The sequence below is a fragment of the Streptomyces sp. NPDC091282 genome (genome assembly GCF_044757385.1).
Taxonomy (GTDB): Bacteria; Actinomycetota; Actinomycetes; order Streptomycetales; family Streptomycetaceae; genus Streptomyces; species Streptomyces gramineus.
Map to the genome: position 1 here is coordinate 423,213 of NZ_JBIVUX010000002.1, position 18,714 is coordinate 441,926.

The 18,714-nt window shown below is 72.7% G+C and carries 14 protein-coding genes; 4 read left to right on the plus strand and 10 right to left on the minus strand.

All coding sequences use genetic code 11. The features are described 5' to 3' along the window. Positions 1-34 precede the first annotated feature (34 nt). The 5 genes from ACIQOE_RS09030 to ACIQOE_RS09050 form a co-directional block, all read right to left on the minus strand. Positions 35-1,360, minus strand: a complete 1,326-nt coding sequence (locus tag ACIQOE_RS09030) for a wax ester/triacylglycerol synthase family O-acyltransferase (protein WP_362643589.1) — start codon at positions 1,358-1,360, stop codon at positions 35-37. A 155-nt stretch (positions 1,361-1,515) separates the two neighbouring features. Continuing rightward, positions 1,516-3,837 carry a GH92 family glycosyl hydrolase gene (locus ACIQOE_RS09035; RefSeq protein WP_401410630.1) on the minus strand — a complete coding sequence of 774 codons (2,322 nt, stop codon included), beginning with the start codon at positions 3,835-3,837 and terminating at the stop codon, positions 1,516-1,518. Positions 3,838-4,067: 230 nt separating this feature from the next. Further along, the gene (glgC, locus tag ACIQOE_RS09040) at positions 4,068-5,288 is read right to left on the minus strand and encodes a glucose-1-phosphate adenylyltransferase (protein ID WP_351314077.1); all 1,221 of its coding nucleotides are present in this window, start codon (positions 5,286-5,288) and stop codon (positions 4,068-4,070) included. A 92-nt stretch (positions 5,289-5,380) separates the two neighbouring features. Further along, positions 5,381-6,532 carry a glycogen synthase gene (gene glgA / locus ACIQOE_RS09045; RefSeq protein WP_351934970.1) on the minus strand — a complete coding sequence of 384 codons (1,152 nt, stop codon included), beginning with the start codon at positions 6,530-6,532 and terminating at the stop codon, positions 5,381-5,383. Positions 6,533-6,570: 38 nt separating this feature from the next. After that, positions 6,571-7,428: a (2Fe-2S)-binding protein gene (locus ACIQOE_RS09050; protein ID WP_401411549.1), complete on the minus strand. Its 858-nt coding sequence runs from the start codon at positions 7,426-7,428 to the stop codon at positions 6,571-6,573. A gap of 231 nt (positions 7,429-7,659) precedes the next feature. On the opposite strand from ACIQOE_RS09050, the gene ACIQOE_RS09055 reads away from it, so the two are divergent. Next, positions 7,660-8,865, plus strand: a complete 1,206-nt coding sequence (locus ACIQOE_RS09055; RefSeq protein WP_401410632.1) for a DMT family transporter — start codon at positions 7,660-7,662, stop codon at positions 8,863-8,865. Here the strand turns inward: ACIQOE_RS09055 and ACIQOE_RS09060 are convergent. Continuing rightward, positions 8,855-10,015, minus strand: a complete 1,161-nt coding sequence (locus ACIQOE_RS09060; RefSeq protein ID WP_365567626.1) for a transglycosylase family protein — start codon at positions 10,013-10,015, stop codon at positions 8,855-8,857. The genes ACIQOE_RS09055 and ACIQOE_RS09060 overlap by 11 nt on opposite strands. A 351-nt stretch (positions 10,016-10,366) precedes the next feature. Here ACIQOE_RS09060 and gndA point away from each other — a divergent pair, with 351 nt between their 5' ends. Further along, positions 10,367-11,809, plus strand: coding sequence for an NADP-dependent phosphogluconate dehydrogenase (gndA, locus tag ACIQOE_RS09065; protein WP_362643568.1), 1,443 nt, complete (start codon positions 10,367-10,369; stop codon positions 11,807-11,809). A 431-nt stretch (positions 11,810-12,240) separates the two neighbouring features. Here the strand turns inward: gndA and ACIQOE_RS09070 are convergent, their stop codons facing one another. From ACIQOE_RS09070 to ACIQOE_RS09085, 4 genes are all read right to left on the minus strand, one after another. Beyond that, positions 12,241-12,876, minus strand: coding sequence for an aspartate/glutamate racemase family protein (locus tag ACIQOE_RS09070; RefSeq protein ID WP_401410634.1), 636 nt, complete (start codon positions 12,874-12,876; stop codon positions 12,241-12,243). A 7-nt stretch (positions 12,877-12,883) separates the two neighbouring features. Beyond that, a complete protein-coding gene (locus ACIQOE_RS09075; protein ID WP_351314092.1) occupies positions 12,884-13,228 on the minus strand; it encodes a GNAT family N-acetyltransferase in 345 nt (114 codons plus the stop codon). A gap of 21 nt (positions 13,229-13,249) precedes the next feature. Continuing rightward, positions 13,250-13,669: an aspartate 1-decarboxylase gene (panD, locus tag ACIQOE_RS09080; protein WP_351314095.1), complete on the minus strand. Its 420-nt coding sequence runs from the start codon at positions 13,667-13,669 to the stop codon at positions 13,250-13,252. A 175-nt stretch (positions 13,670-13,844) separates the two neighbouring features. Then, positions 13,845-14,759, minus strand: a complete 915-nt coding sequence (locus tag ACIQOE_RS09085) for a hypothetical protein (protein ID WP_401410636.1) — start codon at positions 14,757-14,759, stop codon at positions 13,845-13,847. A gap of 101 nt (positions 14,760-14,860) precedes the next feature. Here ACIQOE_RS09085 and ACIQOE_RS09090 point away from each other — a divergent pair, with 101 nt between their 5' ends. Both ACIQOE_RS09090 and ACIQOE_RS09095 read left to right on the plus strand, forming a co-directional pair. Further along, entirely contained in the window at positions 14,861-16,078 is a 1,218-nt protein-coding gene (locus ACIQOE_RS09090) for a CapA family protein (protein WP_365559674.1), read from the plus strand. A gap of 371 nt (positions 16,079-16,449) precedes the next feature. Continuing rightward, positions 16,450-18,708, plus strand: a complete 2,259-nt coding sequence (locus tag ACIQOE_RS09095) for a cache and HAMP domain-containing protein (RefSeq protein ID WP_365568094.1) — start codon at positions 16,450-16,452, stop codon at positions 18,706-18,708. Positions 18,709-18,714 lie beyond the last annotated feature (6 nt).

Genomic DNA, 18,714 nt, shown 5'->3' on the forward strand with positions numbered 1-18,714 from the left:
GGAGCGCCGGGCCCTACCTCCAAACCCGACCGCATCATGGATCGCAGACCTCGATCAGCGAGTCGACCTCGTCGGTCACCGCGCGGGCGAGCACGTCGAGGTCCGGGACGGCCGCCGCGTCCGCGACGAGGCCGTAGTGGACCTGGTTGCGGTAGGTGGAGATGGCGACCGCGAGGGACTGGCCGGGCGCGAGCGGGGCCAGCGGGTAGACCGCCGTCAGCGGATGGCCGCCGAGCCGCAGGCCGAGGCCGGGCAGCGGGACGCTGGTGACGAGGATGTCGAACCAGAGCCGGGCCGCCTGGCCGACGAGCGGTCCGCCGAGCCGGTGCCCGAGGGCGGGCACGTGGTCGGCGAGCAGCGCGACGGCACCGGCGCCCCGGTTGGGGCCGGCGTCCTTGTTGCGGACCATCGCCGTGCGGACGCGGTCGAGGCGGGCGAGCGGATCGGGGTCGTCGACCGGAAGCCGTATCAGGTAGCCGGAGAGCCGGTTGCCCTGTGGGGCGACCGTGCGCGGACGGCGCTTGGAGACCGGGATCAGGGCGCGCGGCGCCACGCCCTCGGTGGGGGCGCCGCGCTCCTCCAGCCAGCGGCGCAGCGCGCCGGCGACGACGGCGATGAGGACGTCGTTGACGGTGCCGCCGACGGCCTTGCGGACCCGGTGCACGTCGTCGATGTCGAGATCGACGCCGGCGATGCTGCGGGTCCCGGTGGGCGTGGAGCGCAACGCGGCGGAGGAACTCACGCCGAGGGCGGACAGGGCGACGGACGCGCCGATGTCCAGGGCCCGGCCGACGTCCGAGAGCGCGCCGCGCACCAGCTCCGGGACCTTGCGCACGTCCGGCAGGGCCGGCAGGGTGCGCGGCGGCTCGATCGGACGCGGGGCGCGCTCGGGCAGGTCGAGCGGGTCCAGCACGCCGGCGGCCAGCTTGAGGGCGCGCAGCCCGTCGGCGAGGGCGTGGTGGAACTTGAACAGCACGGCGAAGGAGATCCCGTCCTCGCCGGGCAGCACATGCGCCTCCCACGGCGGCCGGCCGCGCTCCAGCGGGCGTTGCATCAGCCGGCCGGCGACGGCGTGGAAGTCGTCGGTCGGGGCGTGCAGCCGGACGTGGTCGAGGGGGTCGAAGTCCGGGGCGGTCTCGCGGGCGGCGCCGCCGAACGCCAGCGGCTGCCAGACGTCCCTGATGCGCATGCGCAGGCCGGGCACGGCGGCGGCGCGGGCCGCGAGCAGGTCGGCCGCGTGGGCGCCGGCGGTCGGCGAGTGCGCCGAGAAGACGCCCAGCGCCCCGAGGTGCATCGGGTGCAGGTCGGACTCGATGTTCCAGAAGGCCAGATCGAGAGGGGCGAGCAGATCAGCATGCACAGTCATCGAAAGGGGTGCCTCGCGTCGACGGAGGGGGAATCAGCAGTCAAACGCCGACACCTGATTACGGTCAAGTACGATCACGCTACACACAGTTAACAGCAGATTAAGTCCCGCCTCCCCCGAAAGAGGCGGGACTCATGGGAAACCTGAGGTCACCTCAGCGCCGGCGGCGCCGCCTGGGGTGACGTACCCCACTCTGACGGGTGCGGGCCGACCGTGAACGCGAGCGAGCGCAGGGTGCGCAGCGAACCGTTCGTCAGATAGGTCCGGCCGTACGCCGATCCGCCGACCCAGACGGACTGGACGTACCGGTCGGCGGCCGAGGTGCCGGGCGCGGTGACCGTGAAGCCGCCGCTCGGCCAGTAGCGGCGGTCGAGCCGGATGTCGGCCCGGTCGAAGACGGGCGTCGACAGACCCCAGGTGCCGAATCCCGGCTGGACGGGGAAGAGACCGATCGACGACAGCACGTTCCAGGCGGACATGGTGCCGAGGTCGTCGTTCCCGGTCATTCCGGAGGGCCCGTCGGTGAAGAGGGTGAGCGCCCCGTGCACGACGTCGGTGGTCTTCCAGGGCCGGCCGGTGGAGAGGTAGGTGTACGGGGCGATGAGGTCGGGTTCGTTCATCGGGTTGTACACGGCCGCGTGGTAGTAGTCGTACGCGTTGCCGTGCACCCACACCTCGCGGGCGGTCTTCGCCGGATCGGCGAGCAGCCGGTCGTAGGCGAAGAACGCGTCCAGCCGCCGGTCCGCGGCGTCCGCGCCGCCGATCAGGGAGATCACGCCGGGCAGGTCCTGCGGGACCAGCCACTGGTACTGCCAGGCGGTGCCCTCGTGGAAGCCGATGCCGCGGGCCGGGTCCGGGTCGCCGGTGAAGGCACCGGAGGCGTCCCGGGCGCGGAAGAAGCCGGTGGAGGGGTCGAAGACGTTGCGGTAGTTCTGGGCCCGGGTGGCGTAGCGGGCCGCGTCGGCGCCGTGGCCGAGGTCACGGGCCATCTGCGCGAGCATCGCGTCGGACAGCGCGTACTCCAGGGTCACCGAGGCGCCGTGGTCGTAGTCGGAGTCGCCGACCTTGGTGTGCGGGCGGCCCTTGACGTACGGCGCGAAGCCGTCGGCGAGGTACTCGGCGTTGGCCTCGCGGCCGACGCCCGCGTTGGCTGCCGGCGGCACCCCGTCGGCGTTCCTCCGCAGCGCCCGGTAGGCGCGCTCCTCGTGCCCCTTGAGCAGTCCCGCCTGGTAGGCGGTGGTCAGGAACGGGGTGACCGGGTCGCCGGTCATGATGTTGGTCTCGACCGGGCCGTAGCCCCACTTCGGGAGCCAGCCGCCGTCCTCGTCGACCTTCAGCACCGACAGCGCCATGTCCCGGGCCTCGCGCGGGGCGAGCAGGGCGAGCAGCTGGGCCTGGGTGCGGTAGGTGTCCCACAGCGACCAGTTCTGGTAGTACGTGAAGCCCGCCGAGCGGTGGATCCGGCGGTCCCAGCCGGTGTAGCGGCCGTCCGCGTCCTCTCCGACGTTGGGCGCGAGGAAGGCGCGGTACAGGGACGAGTAGAAGGTGCGGCGCAGGGTCGGGGAGCCGCCCTGGACCCGGATGCCGGCCAGCCGCCGCTCCCAGGCGTCCCGGGCCTGCCGTCGTACCGCGTCGAAGGGACGGCCGCCCTCGGCCCGCAGGTTGGCCTCGGCACCGTTCGCGTCGACGTACGACAGGGCGGTGGTCGCCTCCACGGTGCGGTCCCGGGTGGTGTCGAAGCGCACGTAGGCGCCGTCGGCCCCGGTGCGGGCCCCGGGAGCGACGTCGGTGCCCTTCCAGGTGCCGTAGGCGGTGAAGGGGCGGCTGAACCGGGTGACCGTGTACACGGTGTACGGGGCGGTCTCCCGGCAGAAGCCGTGGCCGGTGATCTTCGTGCGGACGGTGCGGTCGTCCAGGATCTCGACCTCGCTGCTCACCGGCTTGTGCAGGGCCTGGCCCGCGTTGAGCAGGACGTTGGCCTTGTCGGTGGCCGGGAAGGTGTAGCGCTGGACACCGGTGCGGGCGGTCGCGGTCAGCTCGGCGCGCACGCCGGAGTCGAGGCCGACGCGGTAGTAGCCGGGGCTCGCCGTCTCGTCGGCGTGGTCGAAGCCGGCCGCGTACCGGGCGTAGTCCGTCTGCGTGACGTCCCCGGTGGTGGGCAGGACGGGCAGGTCGCCGCCGATGCGGCAGCCGACGCCCGAGAGGTGGACCAGGGAGAAGCCGCGGATCCGGTGCTGCGTGTAGTCGTAGCCGGTGCTGTGCCCGGTGTCCGGGGAGAGCTGCACCATGCCGAAGGGCACGGCCGCGCCGGGGAAGGTGTTCCCCTCGTCCTGGGTCCCGATGAAGGGGTTCACCAGGTCGGTGAGGCGGCCGCCGGCCGGTTCGGCGGCCCCTGCGGCGGGGGCGGTGAGCAGCGCGGACGCGGTCAGCACCCCGGCCAGGCACAGCCGTGTGCGCCGGTTCCCTCTCATGTCGGAAGACCTCCGAAGGTTCGACGTCGTTGTCTGCATCGTGAGGGGGAAAGACGGCAAAGCCCGGCAAATGGCGGGTTTCGGGTGCAGCGCGTCGCCGGGCGGGGCACGGCGCGCGGGACGGGCACACGCGGCTCGGCGTACGACGGACGGGCGCGCCGCTCGGCGTACGACGGGACGGGCCCGGCGCGTGAGCGGCGCCGGGCCCGGCTGACGGGGACGGAGGGGAGCTAGGAGACCAGCTGTCCCTTGCCGAGGGCGATCACCCCGGCCTTGGAGACGGTGTACAGCTCCCCGTCCCGCTCCGGGTTGACGCCGATGGTGGCACCGGGCGGGACCTCGACGTTCTTGTCGAGGACCGCGCCGCGCACCACCGCGCCCCGGCCCACCACCACGTTGTCGTGCAGGATCGAGCCCTGCACCACCGCACCCGGGTCGACCCGCACGCCCGGTGACAGCACGGACCGGGTGACCTGGCCCCGGATCAGGCAGCCGGCGCTGATGATGGACTCGCTCGCCATGCCGCCGGCGTTGAAGCGGGCCGGGGAGAGCTGGTTGGAGTGCGTGTAGATGGGCCAGCTGCGGTTGAAGAGGTTGAAGGCGGGCCGCTCGGCGATCAGGTCCATGTGGGCGTCGTAGTAGGCGTCCAGCGTGCCGACGTCCCGCCAGTAGCCGCGGTCGCGGCTGGTCTCGCCGGGGATGTGGTTGGTGCCGAAGTCGTAGAGCTGGGCCTCGCCGCGGGCGGTGAGCTGGGGCAGTATCGAGCCGCCCATGTCGTGCACCGAGTCGTCGTCCTCGGCGTCCCGGTGCAGGGACTCGACGAGGGCCTTGGTGGTGAAGATGTAGTTGCCCATGGAGGCGAAGACGCAGTCGGGCGCGTCCGGCAGCCCCGGCGGGTCGGCCGGCTTCTCCAGGAAGGTCTCGATCGTCTGCCCGTCGGAACCCGGCTGGATGACACCGAACGCCGAGGACTCCGCGCGCGGGATCCGGATGCCCGCGACCGTGACCCCGGCGCCGCTCTCGATGTGCTGCTGGAGCATCTGCCGGGGGTCCATGCGGTAGACGTGGTCGGCGCCGAACACCGCGACGTACTCGGGCTGTTCGTCGTGGACCAGGTTCAGGGACTGCAGGATGGCGTCGGCGCTGCCGAGGTACCAGCGCGGGCCGAGCCGCTGCTGGGCCGGGACCGGGGTGACGTAGTTGCCGAGCAGGCTCGACATCCGCCAGGTGGTGGTGATGTGCCGGTCCAGCGAGTGCGACTTGTACTGGGTCAGCACGCAGATGCGCAGCACGTCCGCGTTGACAAGGTTGGACAGCACGAAGTCGACCAGACGGTACGTCCCGCCGAACGTGACAGCTGGTTTGGCGCGGTCGGCGGTCAGGGGCATCAGGCGCTTGCCCTCCCCGCCCGCGAGCACGATCCCGAGTACCGAAGGCCCACCACGACGCATGGCCGCTCCCCTCACCTTGGTGCTCCATGCCTGCCCTCGGAGCACTCCCGCTAAGCCTGTACCCGGATCGCGTCGAACAAGCGGCCAGCCAGTTACGACTGCTTGAGGATCTCCTCATAGAGCCCGACCGTCCGCCGGGCCACCGCGTCCCAGCCGAACTCCCCGACGGCACGCTCCCGTCCGGCCTCGCCCATCCGCCGGGCCGTCTCCCGGTCGCCCGCGACGGCGTCCAGCGCCCGGGCCAGGTTCGCCTCGAAGTCGTCGTCGAGATCGACCAGCAGCCCCGTCTTGCCGTCCTCGACGACCTCCGGGATGCCGCCGACCCGCGACGCCACCACGGGCGTCCCGCAGGCCATCGCCTCCAGGTTGACGATGCCGAGCGGCTCGTAGACCGAGGGGCAGGCGAACACGGCCGCGTGGGTGAGGAGTTGGATGACGTCCGCGCGCGGCAGCATCTGCGGGATCCAGTGCACGCCCGCACGGACCCGGCGCAGCTCCTCGAACAGCTCCCGGAACTCCCGGTCGATCTCCGGGGTGTCGGGCGCTCCGGCGCACAGCACCACCTGCACGCCCGGGTCGATGTCCCGCACCGCGCGCAGCAGATGGGGCACGCCCTTCTGCCGGGTGATGCGGCCGACGAACAGCACGTAGGGCCGGCCCGGGTCGATACCGGTCCGGGCCAGTACGTCGGTGCCGCGGTCCGGCCGGTACAGGGCGGTGTCGATGCCGTTGTGCACGACGTGGACCTTCGCCGGGTCCAGCGCGGGGTAGCAGTCGAGGATGTCCGTGCGCATCGCACCGGACACCGCAACCACCGCGTCGGCGGCCTCGATGGCGCTGCGCTCGGCCCAGCTCGACAGGGCGTAGCCGCCGCCGAGTTGTTCGGCCTTCCAGGGGCGCAGCGGTTCCAGGGAGTGCGCGGTCACCACGTGCGGGACGCCGTGCAGGAGCTTCGCCACGTGCCCGGCGAGGTTGGCGTACCAGGTGTGGGAGTGCACGAGGTCGCGGCCCGCGAGGCCGGCGGCCATGGCGAGGTCCACGGAGAAGGTGCGCAGCGCGTCGTTGGCGGTGTCCAGCGCGGACCAGGGGCGGTGCCGGACGACGCCGACCCCGCGGCCCTCGCCCCAGCAGTGCACCTCCAGGTCGACCAGCGGCTGCAACTCCCTGGCGAGGAACTCCACATGAACACCCGCGCCGCCGTAGACGTCCGGAGGGTACTCCCGGGTCAGCAGTCCCACTCGCACCCGCAACCCCCTGATCTCCACGGCCGGTTGTTCCATGGTCACCCAGATGCGGCGCGCGGGGAAGAGCGCGGTGGTTGTGTGAAACAACAGTCACCGCAGATCCCGCCGCCCGGTACCCGGTAGTAGAGGCAGCAGCTGCGCCGCCGGAAGGCCGGGCCGGTGCGGACGCCGCCGGCGCGCAGCAGCGGGTGCGCGAGGAGCGCGTCGGCGAGGGCACGGACCCGGTCCACGTCCTCGGTACGGCCCTCGGCGCGTGCCCACCGCTCCAGTTCGCGGGCGGCCCCGGCCAGCGCGGAGGCGGCGTTGCCCCACAGCAGGCCGGCGGCGGCGCCGTAGCGGGCCCGCAAGGTCTCGGCCAGCGGCTGGAGATGGCCGTGCACGACGGCCTCCGCGAGCGTGTCAGGTCCGGCGCCTCCGGGCAGCGCGCGGACCTCGGTCAGCCAGAGGTCGTCGGGAGCGGCGGCAGCGGCGTCCCAGCGGAGCAGCCGGGCGTCCAGGTCGGGGAGGCGGCCGTAGCGGGCGGCGCAGCCGAGGGCGGCCGACCAGAGCCGGGCCGCCAGCCCCTGGTGGGCGATGGAGGCGGCGACGCGGAGTTCACCGGTGCGCAGCCGGGCCGCCACCAGCTCCACCCGGGACGTGAGGACGTCCCCGTGCGCGTCCGGCGGTGACGTTCCATAGGCTTGGGCGAGCCGTGGCAGTCCGTCGATCCGGGCCGCCGCCGGGTCTCCTGCCACCGGGTCTCCTGCCACCGGGTCTCCTGCCACCGGGTCTCCTGCCGCCGGGTCTTCTGTCGCCGGGTCTCCTGCCGCCGGGTCTTCTGTCGCCGGTCGGAGCGTGCGCAGGACGAAGAACCCTCCGAGCGGGCGGAGTGCGGCGAGATCGGGGTCCAGGTCCACGAACAGCAGTAGTACCAGGCACGCCTGGGCTCGCAGGCCGTGGGTCTCCACCCTCCGTCACCCACCCTGGGGATGATCGGAGCCCTCCCCTACTCCATCGGTAGTACGAGGCATTGGGTGCTCAGGTACGACGACGGGAAGCGATCGGGCGGGCAGAGTGTTGCTCATGGAAGCCGACCGTTCACCGTGCGGGACCGCCCTGCGGATCCGCCCGACGCAGAGGAGCCAGCCTTGAGTGCCCTCGCGTTGTCCGTGCTGCTGTCCTTCGTGTCCGCCGTCGCCTACGCCGGCGGAGCGATCGTGCAGGAGCAGGTGGCGGTCACCTCCCCCGGCGAGCAGTACGCGCCGCTGCGCCGCGCGAGCTGGTGGGGGGCGATGGCGCTGAACGGCCTCGGCGGACTGCTGCACGTGGTGGCGCTGGCCTACGGCCCGCTCAGCCTGGTCCAGCCGCTGGGCGCGCTCACCATCGTGTTCGCGCTGCCCATGGCGGCCCTCTTCGTCGGCCGCAGGGCCGGTTCGACCGCCTGGCGCGGCGCGGTCATGGCCACCGTCGGCCTGGCCGGACTGCTCTCCCTGGTCGGCACCTCCGACTCCCACACCCTGGACTCCGCCGGGCGCACCGGGGTCGCGGTGGTCACCGGCGGGGCGATCGTCGCGCTGATGGCCGCGGGCCGCGCCGCGCACCGGCACCCGGCGGTGCGCAGCGTGCTGCTCGCCGTCGCCTCGGGCATAGCCTTCGGCATGTCCTCGGTGTTCACCAAGGTCGTGGCGATCGACTGGGACGGCGGCGTCGCCCTGTCCGACCTGCTCTGGCTGGCCGTGATCGGCGTGTACGCCGTCGCCGGTGTCACGATCTCCCAGGCGGCGTACCGCGGCGGCGGCCTCGCCGCGCCCCTGGCCACGCTGACGGTGGTCAACCCGGTGCTGGCCGCGGCGGTCGGCATCACGATGTTCCACGAGACGTTCCGCTACGGCACGACCGGCACCCTGCTGGCGCTGGCCTGCGGTGTCGTCGCGATGGGCGGTCTGATCCTGCTGACGACCGAACGCATCGAGAGCACACCGCATCCCGCGGACGCCGCGCCGGAACCCGAGGCCTCACCGGAGCCGCTCATCGAGGCCCTGGTGGAACTGGCCGAGGCCGGCCGGACGAGGACGGACCCGTCCGAGGCGGTCCCGACCGGGGCGGTCCCGGCGGCGGCCGGGGTGCCGGAGGCGACTCCGACGCCGGAAGCGGACCTCACGACGGACGGCCCGGCGCCGCTGGACCTGATGGAAGCCGACCTGGTGGACGCGGGCCTGGCGGGCGGCGGTCTGGCAGAGATGCCGCGGCAGCGCACCGGATCCGTGACGGACCTGGCCGAGGTCGTGCTCCCGGCCGTCGGCCACGTACCGGCCCCGGGAGCCGACCGCCGCCGGATCCGGGTCAGATCCTGACGCCGCCGGCCCGGAGATAGGCGACCGGGTCGATGTCCGTGCCGAAACCGGGCCCCGTCCGCACCTCGAAGTGCAGATGCGGGCCCGTGGCGTTTCCGGTCGACCCCGACCGGCCGATCCGCTGCCCCGTGGACACGCCCTGTCCCGCCCGTACCGAGATGGCCGAAAGATGGCCGTACTGCGTGTAGCGGCCGTCGGGGTGCCGTATGACCACCTGGTAGCCGTACGAACCGCCCCACCCGGCCGTGACGACCTGGCCGGCCTCGACCGCCTTCACCGTGCTGCCGGTGGGCGCGAGGAAGTCGACGCCGGTGTGGTAGCCCTTCGACCAGTGCGAGCCGGAGGCGTGGTACGGCGTCCCGACCGGCGCGTCGACCGGCGCGACCAGGGCGTGGTCGCCGTGGGTGGCGGCCTTCTTCGTCCTGGTCTCCGGCTTGGCCGCGGGCTTGGTGCGGGCCGGCTTGGCCGCCGTCTTCGTCGCCTTCTTCGCGGGCGAGCGGGTCTCGTGGCCGGTCAGGCTCAGCCGCTGGCCGGGCAGGATCAGGTCGGGGTCGGAACCGACCGTCGTCCGGTTGGCGGCGTACAGCCGGTGCCAGCCGCCGGCGACGTCCTGTTCGGTGGCGATCCCGGAGAGCGTGTCGCCGTGCACCACGGTGTACATCTCGGCCTTGCCGGCCCTGGACTGCGGTGTGGTCTGCGGCTGTACGTCCCGTACCGAACTCTTGGCGGGGCGGGTGGCGGCGCTCTCGGTGTGCACCTCGGGCGTGGCACCGCCGCGGGTGAGCCCGGCCTGGACCGAGCAGACGGGCCAGGCGCCCGGCCCCTGGCCGCCCAGGACCTTCTCGGCCACGGCTATCTGCTGGTCCTTGGTGGCGAGGTCGGCGCGCGGCGCGTACCGGGTGCCGCCATAGGCCTCCCAGGTGGACTGGGTGAACTGGAGCCCGCCGTAGTAACCGTTGCCGGTGTTGATGCCCCAGTCGCCGCTGGACTCGCAGGCGGCGACCTTGTCCCAGGTGGACACGGAGGCCGCGTCGGCGGTCCCGGCCGCGGCCAGCGGAAGCGCCAGTCCGGCGCCGCCCGCCGTGACCGTGAGCGAGGCGCGGTTGATCCTGTTCGGCTGGTACCGGCGGTGCCGGCCGCGTTCGGCCATGTCTGAGATCCCCCTCGCCACGCGCGTCAGGAAGGCCAAAAGTAAGCGCCACGAACAGGCCATGACAAGGCGGCAATCAGCCGCCTCTCACACCCGGCGGCACGGCGGACGCGGCGTGAAGCGGCGCGCGGCGCGGCCGAGTTGATCCACCGTCAGTCCGCGGACCGCGCGCCCCCCGGGTGAAGTGGGCCGCGAGACGGCTGAGGCGTCGGCGCCTGTGATCCGTATGTGCAAGTGCGGCCGGTCGAACGGCGAGTCAGGATGGCCTTTGGGCAATACTGGCGGGCAGGAGCGGCGGCAGCATCCCTTGCACGTTCTACGGGATCACTTGATCTTTGAGGAGCAGGCGGTATGAGCACTACGGCGCAGATCGGCGTCACGGGTCTCGCGGTCATGGGCCGCAACCTCGCCCGGAACTTCGCGCGCAACGGCTACACGGTGGCGTTGCACAACCGCACGGTGTCCAAGACACGCGAGCTGGTGGAGAACTTCGGGGACGAGGGCGACTTCATCGCGGCCGAGACCGCCAAGGAGTTCGTGGCGGCCCTGGAGCGGCCCCGCCGGCTGGTCATCATGGTCAAGGCCGGCGACCCGACGGACGCGGTGATCGAGGAGTTCGCCCCGCTCCTGGAGCCCGGCGACATGATCATCGACGGTGGCAACGCGCACTTCGCGGACACCAGGCGCCGGGAGAAAGCGCTGCGCGAGCAGGGCATCCACTTCGTCGGCATGGGCGTCTCCGGCGGCGAGGAGGGCGCGCTGCACGGGCCGAGCATCATGCCGGGCGGCCCGAAGGAGTCGTACGACTCGCTGGGCCCGATGCTGGAGAAGATCTCGGCGAAGGCGGCGGCCGACGGCGCGCCGTGCGTGACGCACATCGGTCCCGACGGCGCCGGGCACTTCGTGAAGATGGTCCACAACGGCATCGAGTACGCCGACATGCAGCTCATCGGTGAGGCGTACCAGCTGCTGCGGGACGTCGCCGGGTACTCCCCCGCGCAGATCGCGGACGTCTTCCGGACCTGGAACACGGGCCGGCTCGACTCGTACCTGATCGAGATCACCGCGGAAGTGCTGGCGCACGTGGACGCGGCCACCGGCAAGCCGTTCGTGGACGTGGTGGTGGACCAGGCCGAGCAGAAGGGCACCGGCCGCTGGACCGTCCAGATCGCCCTGGACCTGGGCGTGCCGGTGTCCGGGATCGCGGAGGCGGTCTTCGCGCGGTCGCTGTCCGGTCACGCCGGTCTGCGGGCCGCCTCCCAGGGCCTGGCGGGACCGAAGCCGACGCCGCTGCCCGAGGCAGAGGCGGCGGCGTTCGCCGACCGGGTGGAGCAGGCGCTGTACGCGTCGAAGATCGTGTCGTACACGCAGGGCTTCCACGAGATCCAGGCGGGCAGCGACGAGTACGGCTGGGACGTCGACCTCGGCGCGGTCTCCTCGATCTGGCGGGGCGGCTGCATCATCCGGGCGGCGTTCCTGGACCGGATCCGTGCGGCGTACGACGCGCGGGCGGACCTGCCGAGCCTGCTGTCCGACGAGACGTTCGCGCGGGAGATCGCCGGGGCGCAGGACGACTGGCGCGAGGTGGTCATCGCGGCCACGCGCGAGGGTGTGGCGGTGCCGGGCTTCTCGGCGGCGCTGGCGTACTACGACGCGCTGCGGGCGGAGCGGCTGCCGGCCGCGCTCACGCAGGGGCAGCGGGACTTCTTCGGGGCGCACACGTACCGGAGGGTGGACCGGGAGGGGGCGTTCCACACGCTGTGGGGCGGGGACCGTAGCGAGGTCACTGCGTAGGCGTAGGCGGTCGGCTGTTTCGGTCGCGGTTGCGTTTCGGGCGCGGGTGAGCTGCGGTTTTGCGCAGTTCCCCGCGCCCCTTTGGTGGGTGGCCGCCTGGGGTGTGTTCGTGGGTGCGGGTTGATCGGGGGTTTGCGCCGTTCTCCGCGCCCCCCAGGGGGTGGGGTCAGGTGAGGGGTGGGCCCGGTTGGGGGGTGGGGGTGGGGTCCGGGGGGACCGGGGGTGGGGTGGGGGTCGGGGCCGGCGGGGTCGGGACGGGGCCCGGGGCCGGGGGTGGTTCAGGGGTGGGGACCGGGCTGGGGTAGGGGTCCGGAGGCTGGGGCTCGGGGGGTACGGGGGTGGGCTGCGGGTTCGTCATGGCGTCCTCCGGCCGGTGGCTCGACTGCACCTGCGGGGTGCACCCCTCGCGTACCCGGACGGGACCGGTGCACTCACCCCGCCGCCCGCGCGGCCGCGGCGAGACCGGGACGCGGGCTGGAGAGGATCGGCACGGACGTCGTCGTCAGCCGCTGCGCCGGAGCCATCGAGACCTGGGCGAGGACGATCACGTCGGCGTCGGTCACGGTGTCCGCGGCGGCCGCCACCAGACGGGCGCAGCCCTCGACGTCCCCGGCCTCGAAACGGGTCCAGGCGTCCGCCACGACCTGCACGCGGGCGCGGACCGGGCGGTTCGCGCGCCGGGCCTCGTCCTCGATCAGAGCCAGGGTCGGGGCCAGGGTGCTCTCGACCGTCGCGAGGACCGCGACGCGGGGCCCGGCCGTCACCGCGGCCGCCGCCATCGGACGATCGCCCCGGACCACCGGGACACCGACCCGGGCGGCGGCGCATTCCGCCACCTCGCCGATCGTCGAGCAGGTGCACAGGACGGCCCCTGCGCCGTCCGCGGCCGCCTGCTCCAGGGCCGCCGTGACCTGCGGTGCCACCGCCTCGGGCCCCTCCGCGCGGGCCCGGGCGAGGAGGTCGGGCGCCACCAGGTGGCGCAGCCCCAGGCCCGGGTGGTCCTCGTCGCGCAGGGCGTCGAAGACGGGGACGTGGAGCGGGGACGTGTGCAGGAGGGCGAGCGCCACGGGTTCCTCAGAAACGGCCGGGGTGGGCGACCAGCCACTCCTTCGCCGCGCGCAGCAGCTCGGGGTCGGCTTGCGGCGCCACCTCGGGGTGGCGTTCGGCCCACCTGACGACGTAGGGGCAGAGCGGGGCCACCGGGGTGCCCTCGCGCTCGGCGATGGCGTACAGCTCGCGGGCGAGGGAGCCCGCGATGCCCTTCCCCTCGTGCTCCGGTTCCACGATGGTGTGCACGGGCACCAGGGCCCGGGAGGGCGACTCCAGCACGAAGTACTCGACGTGGCCGACGACTTCGTCGCCGGCGACCGCCTCCAGACGGCCCGCCGCGCGGTCGTCGCGGATCTCGATGTCGCTCATGTCGCCCTCCTGGTCCGCCGGTCAGGCCGACACGGCCTGCGGGCTGCGCTCCTGGTCCGAGCCGGGTACCGGCTCGGCCGGGTCGGCGCCGAGCGCCACGACGCGGTTGTCGTGGTCCACGTGCACGACCCGCGGCCGAAGCGTACGCGCCTCGGCGTCGGTGACCTGAGCGTAGCTGATGATGATCACCAGGTCGCCGGGGTGGACGAGATGGGCGGCCGCCCCGTTGATCCCGACGACTCCGGAACCCCGCTCGCCCTCGATGACGTACGTCTCCAGCCGGGCGCCGTTGCTGATGTCGACGATGTGGACCAGCTCACCGGGGAGCAGGTCGGCGGCGTCGAGAAGGTCGGCGTCGATGGTCACCGATCCCACGTAGTGCAGGTCGGCCTGGGTCACGGTGGCCCGGTGGATCTTGGACTTGAACATGGTGCGCAGCATGTCTGACTCCTACGAGACGGCTCCCTGCCTGCGTTTTTGCAGGTCAAGGGCGTCGTTCAGCCTACATCCGCGCATCCTGGACTCGAAGGCCTTCCAGGACATGGTGTGCCGTCGTGAGCAGGATTCTCACCGGGCCGTCGAGTCGGTGTCCAGGGCCCTACCGAGCCGAGCCGTGTCAGCCCGTGCGGGCGGGACGAGTTGCGGTGGGAGCGGTCGCCCATCGGTGGGTGATCTCGCTCATGGCGGTGGCCGCGCGGTCCGCGGCCGGTGCCTCCAGGCGGACGCCGGGGGCCAACTCGACGTGCAGGAAGGGTACGTCCGCGGCGTCGGCGGCCCGGCCCTCCATGTTCGTGCTGCCCTCCACCGGACACTTCCGTGCCCAGGCCCGGCACACGTGGAAACCGTGGGTGCCGAGGGCGTCGGCCAGCCGGCGGGCGTCCGAGCCGGCGGCCGATCCGGGGCCGGTGGAGGCGACCGCGTCGTAGCCGGGGGCGGTGGAGGCCGCGAAGCCGTGCAGTTGGAGGCCGGGCATCCCGCGGCGGACCAGCTCGGCGCAGATGGCGTAGAAGACGGTGTCCCGTCGATGTGCCACGTCCGCGGAGTTGCCGGCTCCGGCTCTGCGGTGTGCTCCCGCGATCACCAGGACGCCGCCGGGAGAGTCGCGCAGGACCCGTACGCCCAACTGCTCGGTGCTCTTGTCGAAGACCGGGTGGGGGATCTGGATCGAGAACCGCGGTGTGCGGTCCAGGTCGACGTAGACGCGCCCCCAGCCCCGCGGCGTCACGGCCGCGTCGGTGCGGTCGGCGACCTCGGCGTAGTGGTGTCCGGAGACCCGGTCGAGGACCGTGCGTACGGTGAAGTCCCGTCCGGAGAGAATCCGTTCGGCCTGTGCGCGGTGGCCGTCGACGAGCAGGCCGACCGCCCGCGCGACGGCGGTACGGTCCGCGCGGCCGGGCCGCCGGTAGCCGCCGTCCGGAGTGAAGCGGCCGGTGTAGTCCGCGACCTCCCGGGCCAGGTCCACCGGCTGGGCGTCCTGGCCGTGACGACCGTCACCGGAAGCCGGTCCGCCGCCTCCAGTGGCGTGGATCACGGCGGTCGTACCACCGGCGAGACCAGCGATGACCAGGAGAATTGTCGTGATCGTTATGATACGCGAGCGATTGGCACTCATGGTCGTATCAAGATATCCCGGTGAACATACGCCGTAGCCGCACCCCGCTCAGCCTGCTGGCCCCGCTCTCCCTCGTCGCAGCCGTCACCGGTTGCGGGCTCGTCTCGGACGACGGAGCCGGCGGGCCCGCGGGCCGTACCTTCACCGTGGCGGCGGCCGGGGACATCCTGATGCACCCCGCGCTGGTGGACCAGGCCCGCAAGGACGCCAAGACCACCGGCAAGGGCGTCGCCGGACTGGACTTCGGGCCGATGATGGCCGGCATCAAGCCGGTGATCAGCAAGGCGGACCTGGGCATCTGCCACTTCGAGCCGGTGGTGGGCACGGTGAACGGCCCCTTCGAGGGCTTCCCGGACTTCCAGGTGCCCCCGCAGACCGCCAAGACGATCAAGGACCTCGGCTACGACACCTGCTCCACCGCCTCGAACCACACGCTCGACCACGGGTACGGGGGTGTCCGGCGCACGCTGGACGCGCTGGACGACGCCGGCCTGAAGCACACCGGCTCCTTCCGGACCCGTAAGGAGGCGCTCACTCCGCTGATCATGGACGTGAAGGGCGTCAAGGTCGCGCAGATCTCGTTCGCCTACGGCTTCAACGAGCCGCACGAGTACCCCAAGGGCAAGCCGTGGGTCGCCAACAGGATGAGCCTGAAGGCAATCAAGGCGGCCGAGCAGCGGGCCCGCGACGCCGGCGCCGAAGTGGTGATCCTCTCCATCCACTGGGGCCTGGAGCACCACCCGGAGCCCTCGGGCCAGCAGATCTCCTTCGCCCGGGAGATCGCCCGGCAGACCGGCGTCAACCTGGTCATCGGCTGCCACGCGCACGTGGTGCAGCCGATGGAGAAGGTCGACGGCACCTGGGTCGCGTACGGCATGGGGAACCAGATCGCCCGGCACGAGGTGCCGACCGGACTGACCGAGGAGGGCGTGATCGCCTGGTTCACGTTCACCGAGCACGGCAAGGGCCACTGGGACGTCCAGCCGCGGTTCGAGCCGACCCTGCTGGAGATCCCGCCGGACGCCGAGAACGCCACGGACGGCGGCAAGGCCACGTACACCGAGGACGACGCGCGGGACTACCGCCTGCTGGACGTGCCCGCCGCGCTCCGCGACGACAAGGACCTCACCGACCGCCAGCGGGCCCGGCTGCGGCTCGCCTTCGAGCGCACCGAGGGAACCCTCTACAACCGGGGCGCGGCCGAGGACGGCCTGAAGCCGCTGACCGAGATGCCGTGACGGCCGTCTGACGTCGGGGCGGCGGTCGTGACGGCCGTCCGACGCCGGCTGCGGCGGTCGCGTCGCGCGGGCGCCGTGGGCGGGTCGGCGCCCGGTTCCACCGGGCGGTCAACGTGTCCGGGTGCCCGAATCTGACCGCCTAAAAGCTGAATGTTGCGCAGATCACAGCCATACGGGGGCAACTTCATGTGTTTCCGGGTGGTCGGAGTGCTGCGGACACACTCGCGTAACAGGTGTGCCCGCAGCCCACACGCAACGGACACACCGTCCCCGCTTCTCCGCGGGGACTGACCACCTGTACAGCCTGAGAGGACCCTCCCTTGGCGTCACCGCCCCCGGCGCGGCAGCACCGAGCCCGCCGCCGAGCCGACATGTCGCTGATCGGAGGCATCCGGCCGCCGATCGCGGTGCTGTCGGTGCTCCTGCTGTCACTCGCCGGTATCACCGCGCTCGTACTGGGCCGGGTCGACAACGCCGGGGTGCCCAAGGCGGTACTGACCTCTCAGCAGCACTTCGCGGAGGACGGCGCCATCGCGCTGCGCGCCTCCATCGACGAGTCGGTCACCGACCTCACCCGGTCCGCCGCGCTGTTCAGCGCCGGCGAGCCGGTCTCAGGCGACGCCGCCCTGGACAAACTCGGCAGCACCTACCAGAAGTGGACCGGGACCGCCGTCGTCGAGATCCGCTCCGGCAAGCTGGTCGCGGCCCGAGGCGAGACCGTACCGCTGACCTCGGTGAACACCGCCTCCCTCGGCGACGAGGGCGGCCTGGCACCCCGCATGGTCCGGCTGAAGAACGGCGAGACGCGCCTGCTGTCCCTGGCCCTGCTGTCCTGGCCGGGCAGACCGCAGCTGCTGCTGGTGGCCTCCAGCAACCTGACGTTCCCCGGCATCAGCCTCGGCCAGTTCCGGTCCATCGCCGTGGCCGACCAGAACGGCGCGATCCTCAGCAGCGACGGCATCCCCGAGCCCGAGCAGGTGCGCAACGACACCGACCGCGCGGACATCAAGGCGTCCAACAAGCAGCTGAAGTCCTTCGCCCAGCTCGCCGCCCGCAAGGCCCGCCAGGATCCGCGCAGCAGCAAGGAACCCGGCATGGGCGGCTACCAGGGCGTCAGCGGCAGCGTGGTCGGCGGGCACGTGCTCAGCAGCCGTTCCGTCGCCGGATACGCCACCCTGGCCGCGCCCGCCCCCGGCGAGATCACCACCGCCTCCGGGCTCGGCCTGTCCGTCGTCGCCATGGCCAAGGTCAGCGAGGACCCCACCCGGACGAAGTCCGTGGTCTTCGGCCTGCTGGCGGGCGGCGCCCTCCTGGTCGCCGGTGCCGTCGCCGTCGCCGTCCTGCTGGGCACCGTCCAGCGGCCGCTGATCCGGCTGTTCCTCGAATCCCGCCGGCTCACCCGCGGCGACCTGACCCGGCCCGTCAGCGTCCCCGGCTACGGCGAGGCGCGACGCATCGGCAGCGCACTGGAACGGCTGCGCCGGCAGTTGCTCGGCGAGACCGTCGAGGCGACCGGTGCCGCGTCGCGCCCGCGCGGACTGCGCCGGGTCGGCACCCGGGCCCTGCTGAGCGCCTGCGCGGTCCTGCTGCTGGCCTGGTCGGCACCGCTGATGCTGCTGGTCAACCGCGCCGACGACAAGGCCGTCGTACCCCAGCAGCTCGTCAGCGACCAGCGGGAGCGCACCGACACCCTCAGCGACCGGGTGCGCCGCGCCCTCAACGAGGGCAGCGCCGACCTGGACTCGGTCGCGTCCCTCATCGGCAACCGCACCGACGCCGAAACCATGGGCAAGGTGCTGGAACGCACCCTCGACGAGAACCGGCGCTACCGCTCCCTGTACGTCGTCGACTCCTCCGGCCAGATCCTGGCCGCCAAGGGCAACAGCCCCAAGGTGATCCGCGCCCACCGGGTCTCGGACACCCCGATCCGGCTGCTGGGCCAGGGCGGCAAGGAGCCCGTCGTCGTCGCGGACGCCGAGATCCCCGGGCGGAACGGTGCCCGGCTCGTCGGTGAGTTCCGCGTCGAGTTCTTCAACGCGCTCCTGACCCGGCCGGGTCTGGGCGTGGTCCGCCTGGTCGACGACCACAGCAAGGTCATCGCCGGCAACACCGGCTTCCTCGCCTTCCAGGGACTGCCCGACGAGCACCTCAAGGACCTGGCCGCCGCCAGCGCCCAGCGGCTCGGCAAGAAGGCCCGCGCGAACGGGGTCCTCTACCGCGAGGGCGGCGTGCGGATCGCGGCGGCCGCCCCGTTCGCCGGCAGCGGTCCCGCCGAGTCCCTCGGCTGGAGCGTGGTCAGCTGGCAGGCCGCCAACCGGCTCGACATCCCCGAGTACGACAGCCAGAACCGGACCGTGCTCGCCGGACTGCTCGGCGCCGCCGCGGCCGCCGCCTGCCTGGGCTGGATGCACATCGTGGTGGCCCGCCCGCTGCGCTCACTGGCCCAGCGGGCCGAGGCGCTGGCCGACGGCGACCGCAAGACCGTGCTGTTCCCGCAGCACCACGACGAGGTCGGCGCGGTCACCCGCTCCCTCGAACTCATCCGGCAGAAGCTGCAGGAACTGAGCCGGCAGCAGCCCCGCCGCACCCCGCCCCAGGCGCACGCGCCGCAGCAGTACACAAGGAACTGATCGCCC

What these genes read in the sequence shown, in the direction of transcription:
- gndA (WP_362643568.1), top strand. Translation starts at nt 10,367, where the DNA reads ATGAGCACTACGGCGCAGATCGGCGTCACGGGTCTCGCGGTCATGGGC.
- glgC (WP_351314077.1), bottom strand. Translation starts at nt 5,288, where the DNA reads ATGCGTCGTGGTGGGCCTTCGGTACTCGGGATCGTGCTCGCGGGCGGG.
- panD (WP_351314095.1), bottom strand. Translation starts at nt 13,669, where the DNA reads ATGCTGCGCACCATGTTCAAGTCCAAGATCCACCGGGCCACCGTGACC.
- ACIQOE_RS09060 (WP_365567626.1), bottom strand. Translation starts at nt 10,015, where the DNA reads ATGGCCGAACGCGGCCGGCACCGCCGGTACCAGCCGAACAGGATCAAC.
- ACIQOE_RS09075 (WP_351314092.1), bottom strand. Translation starts at nt 13,228, where the DNA reads ATGAGCGACATCGAGATCCGCGACGACCGCGCGGCGGGCCGTCTGGAG.
- ACIQOE_RS09035 (WP_401410630.1), bottom strand. Translation starts at nt 3,837, where the DNA reads ATGAGAGGGAACCGGCGCACACGGCTGTGCCTGGCCGGGGTGCTGACC.
- ACIQOE_RS09095 (WP_365568094.1), top strand. Translation starts at nt 16,450, where the DNA reads ATGTCGCTGATCGGAGGCATCCGGCCGCCGATCGCGGTGCTGTCGGTG.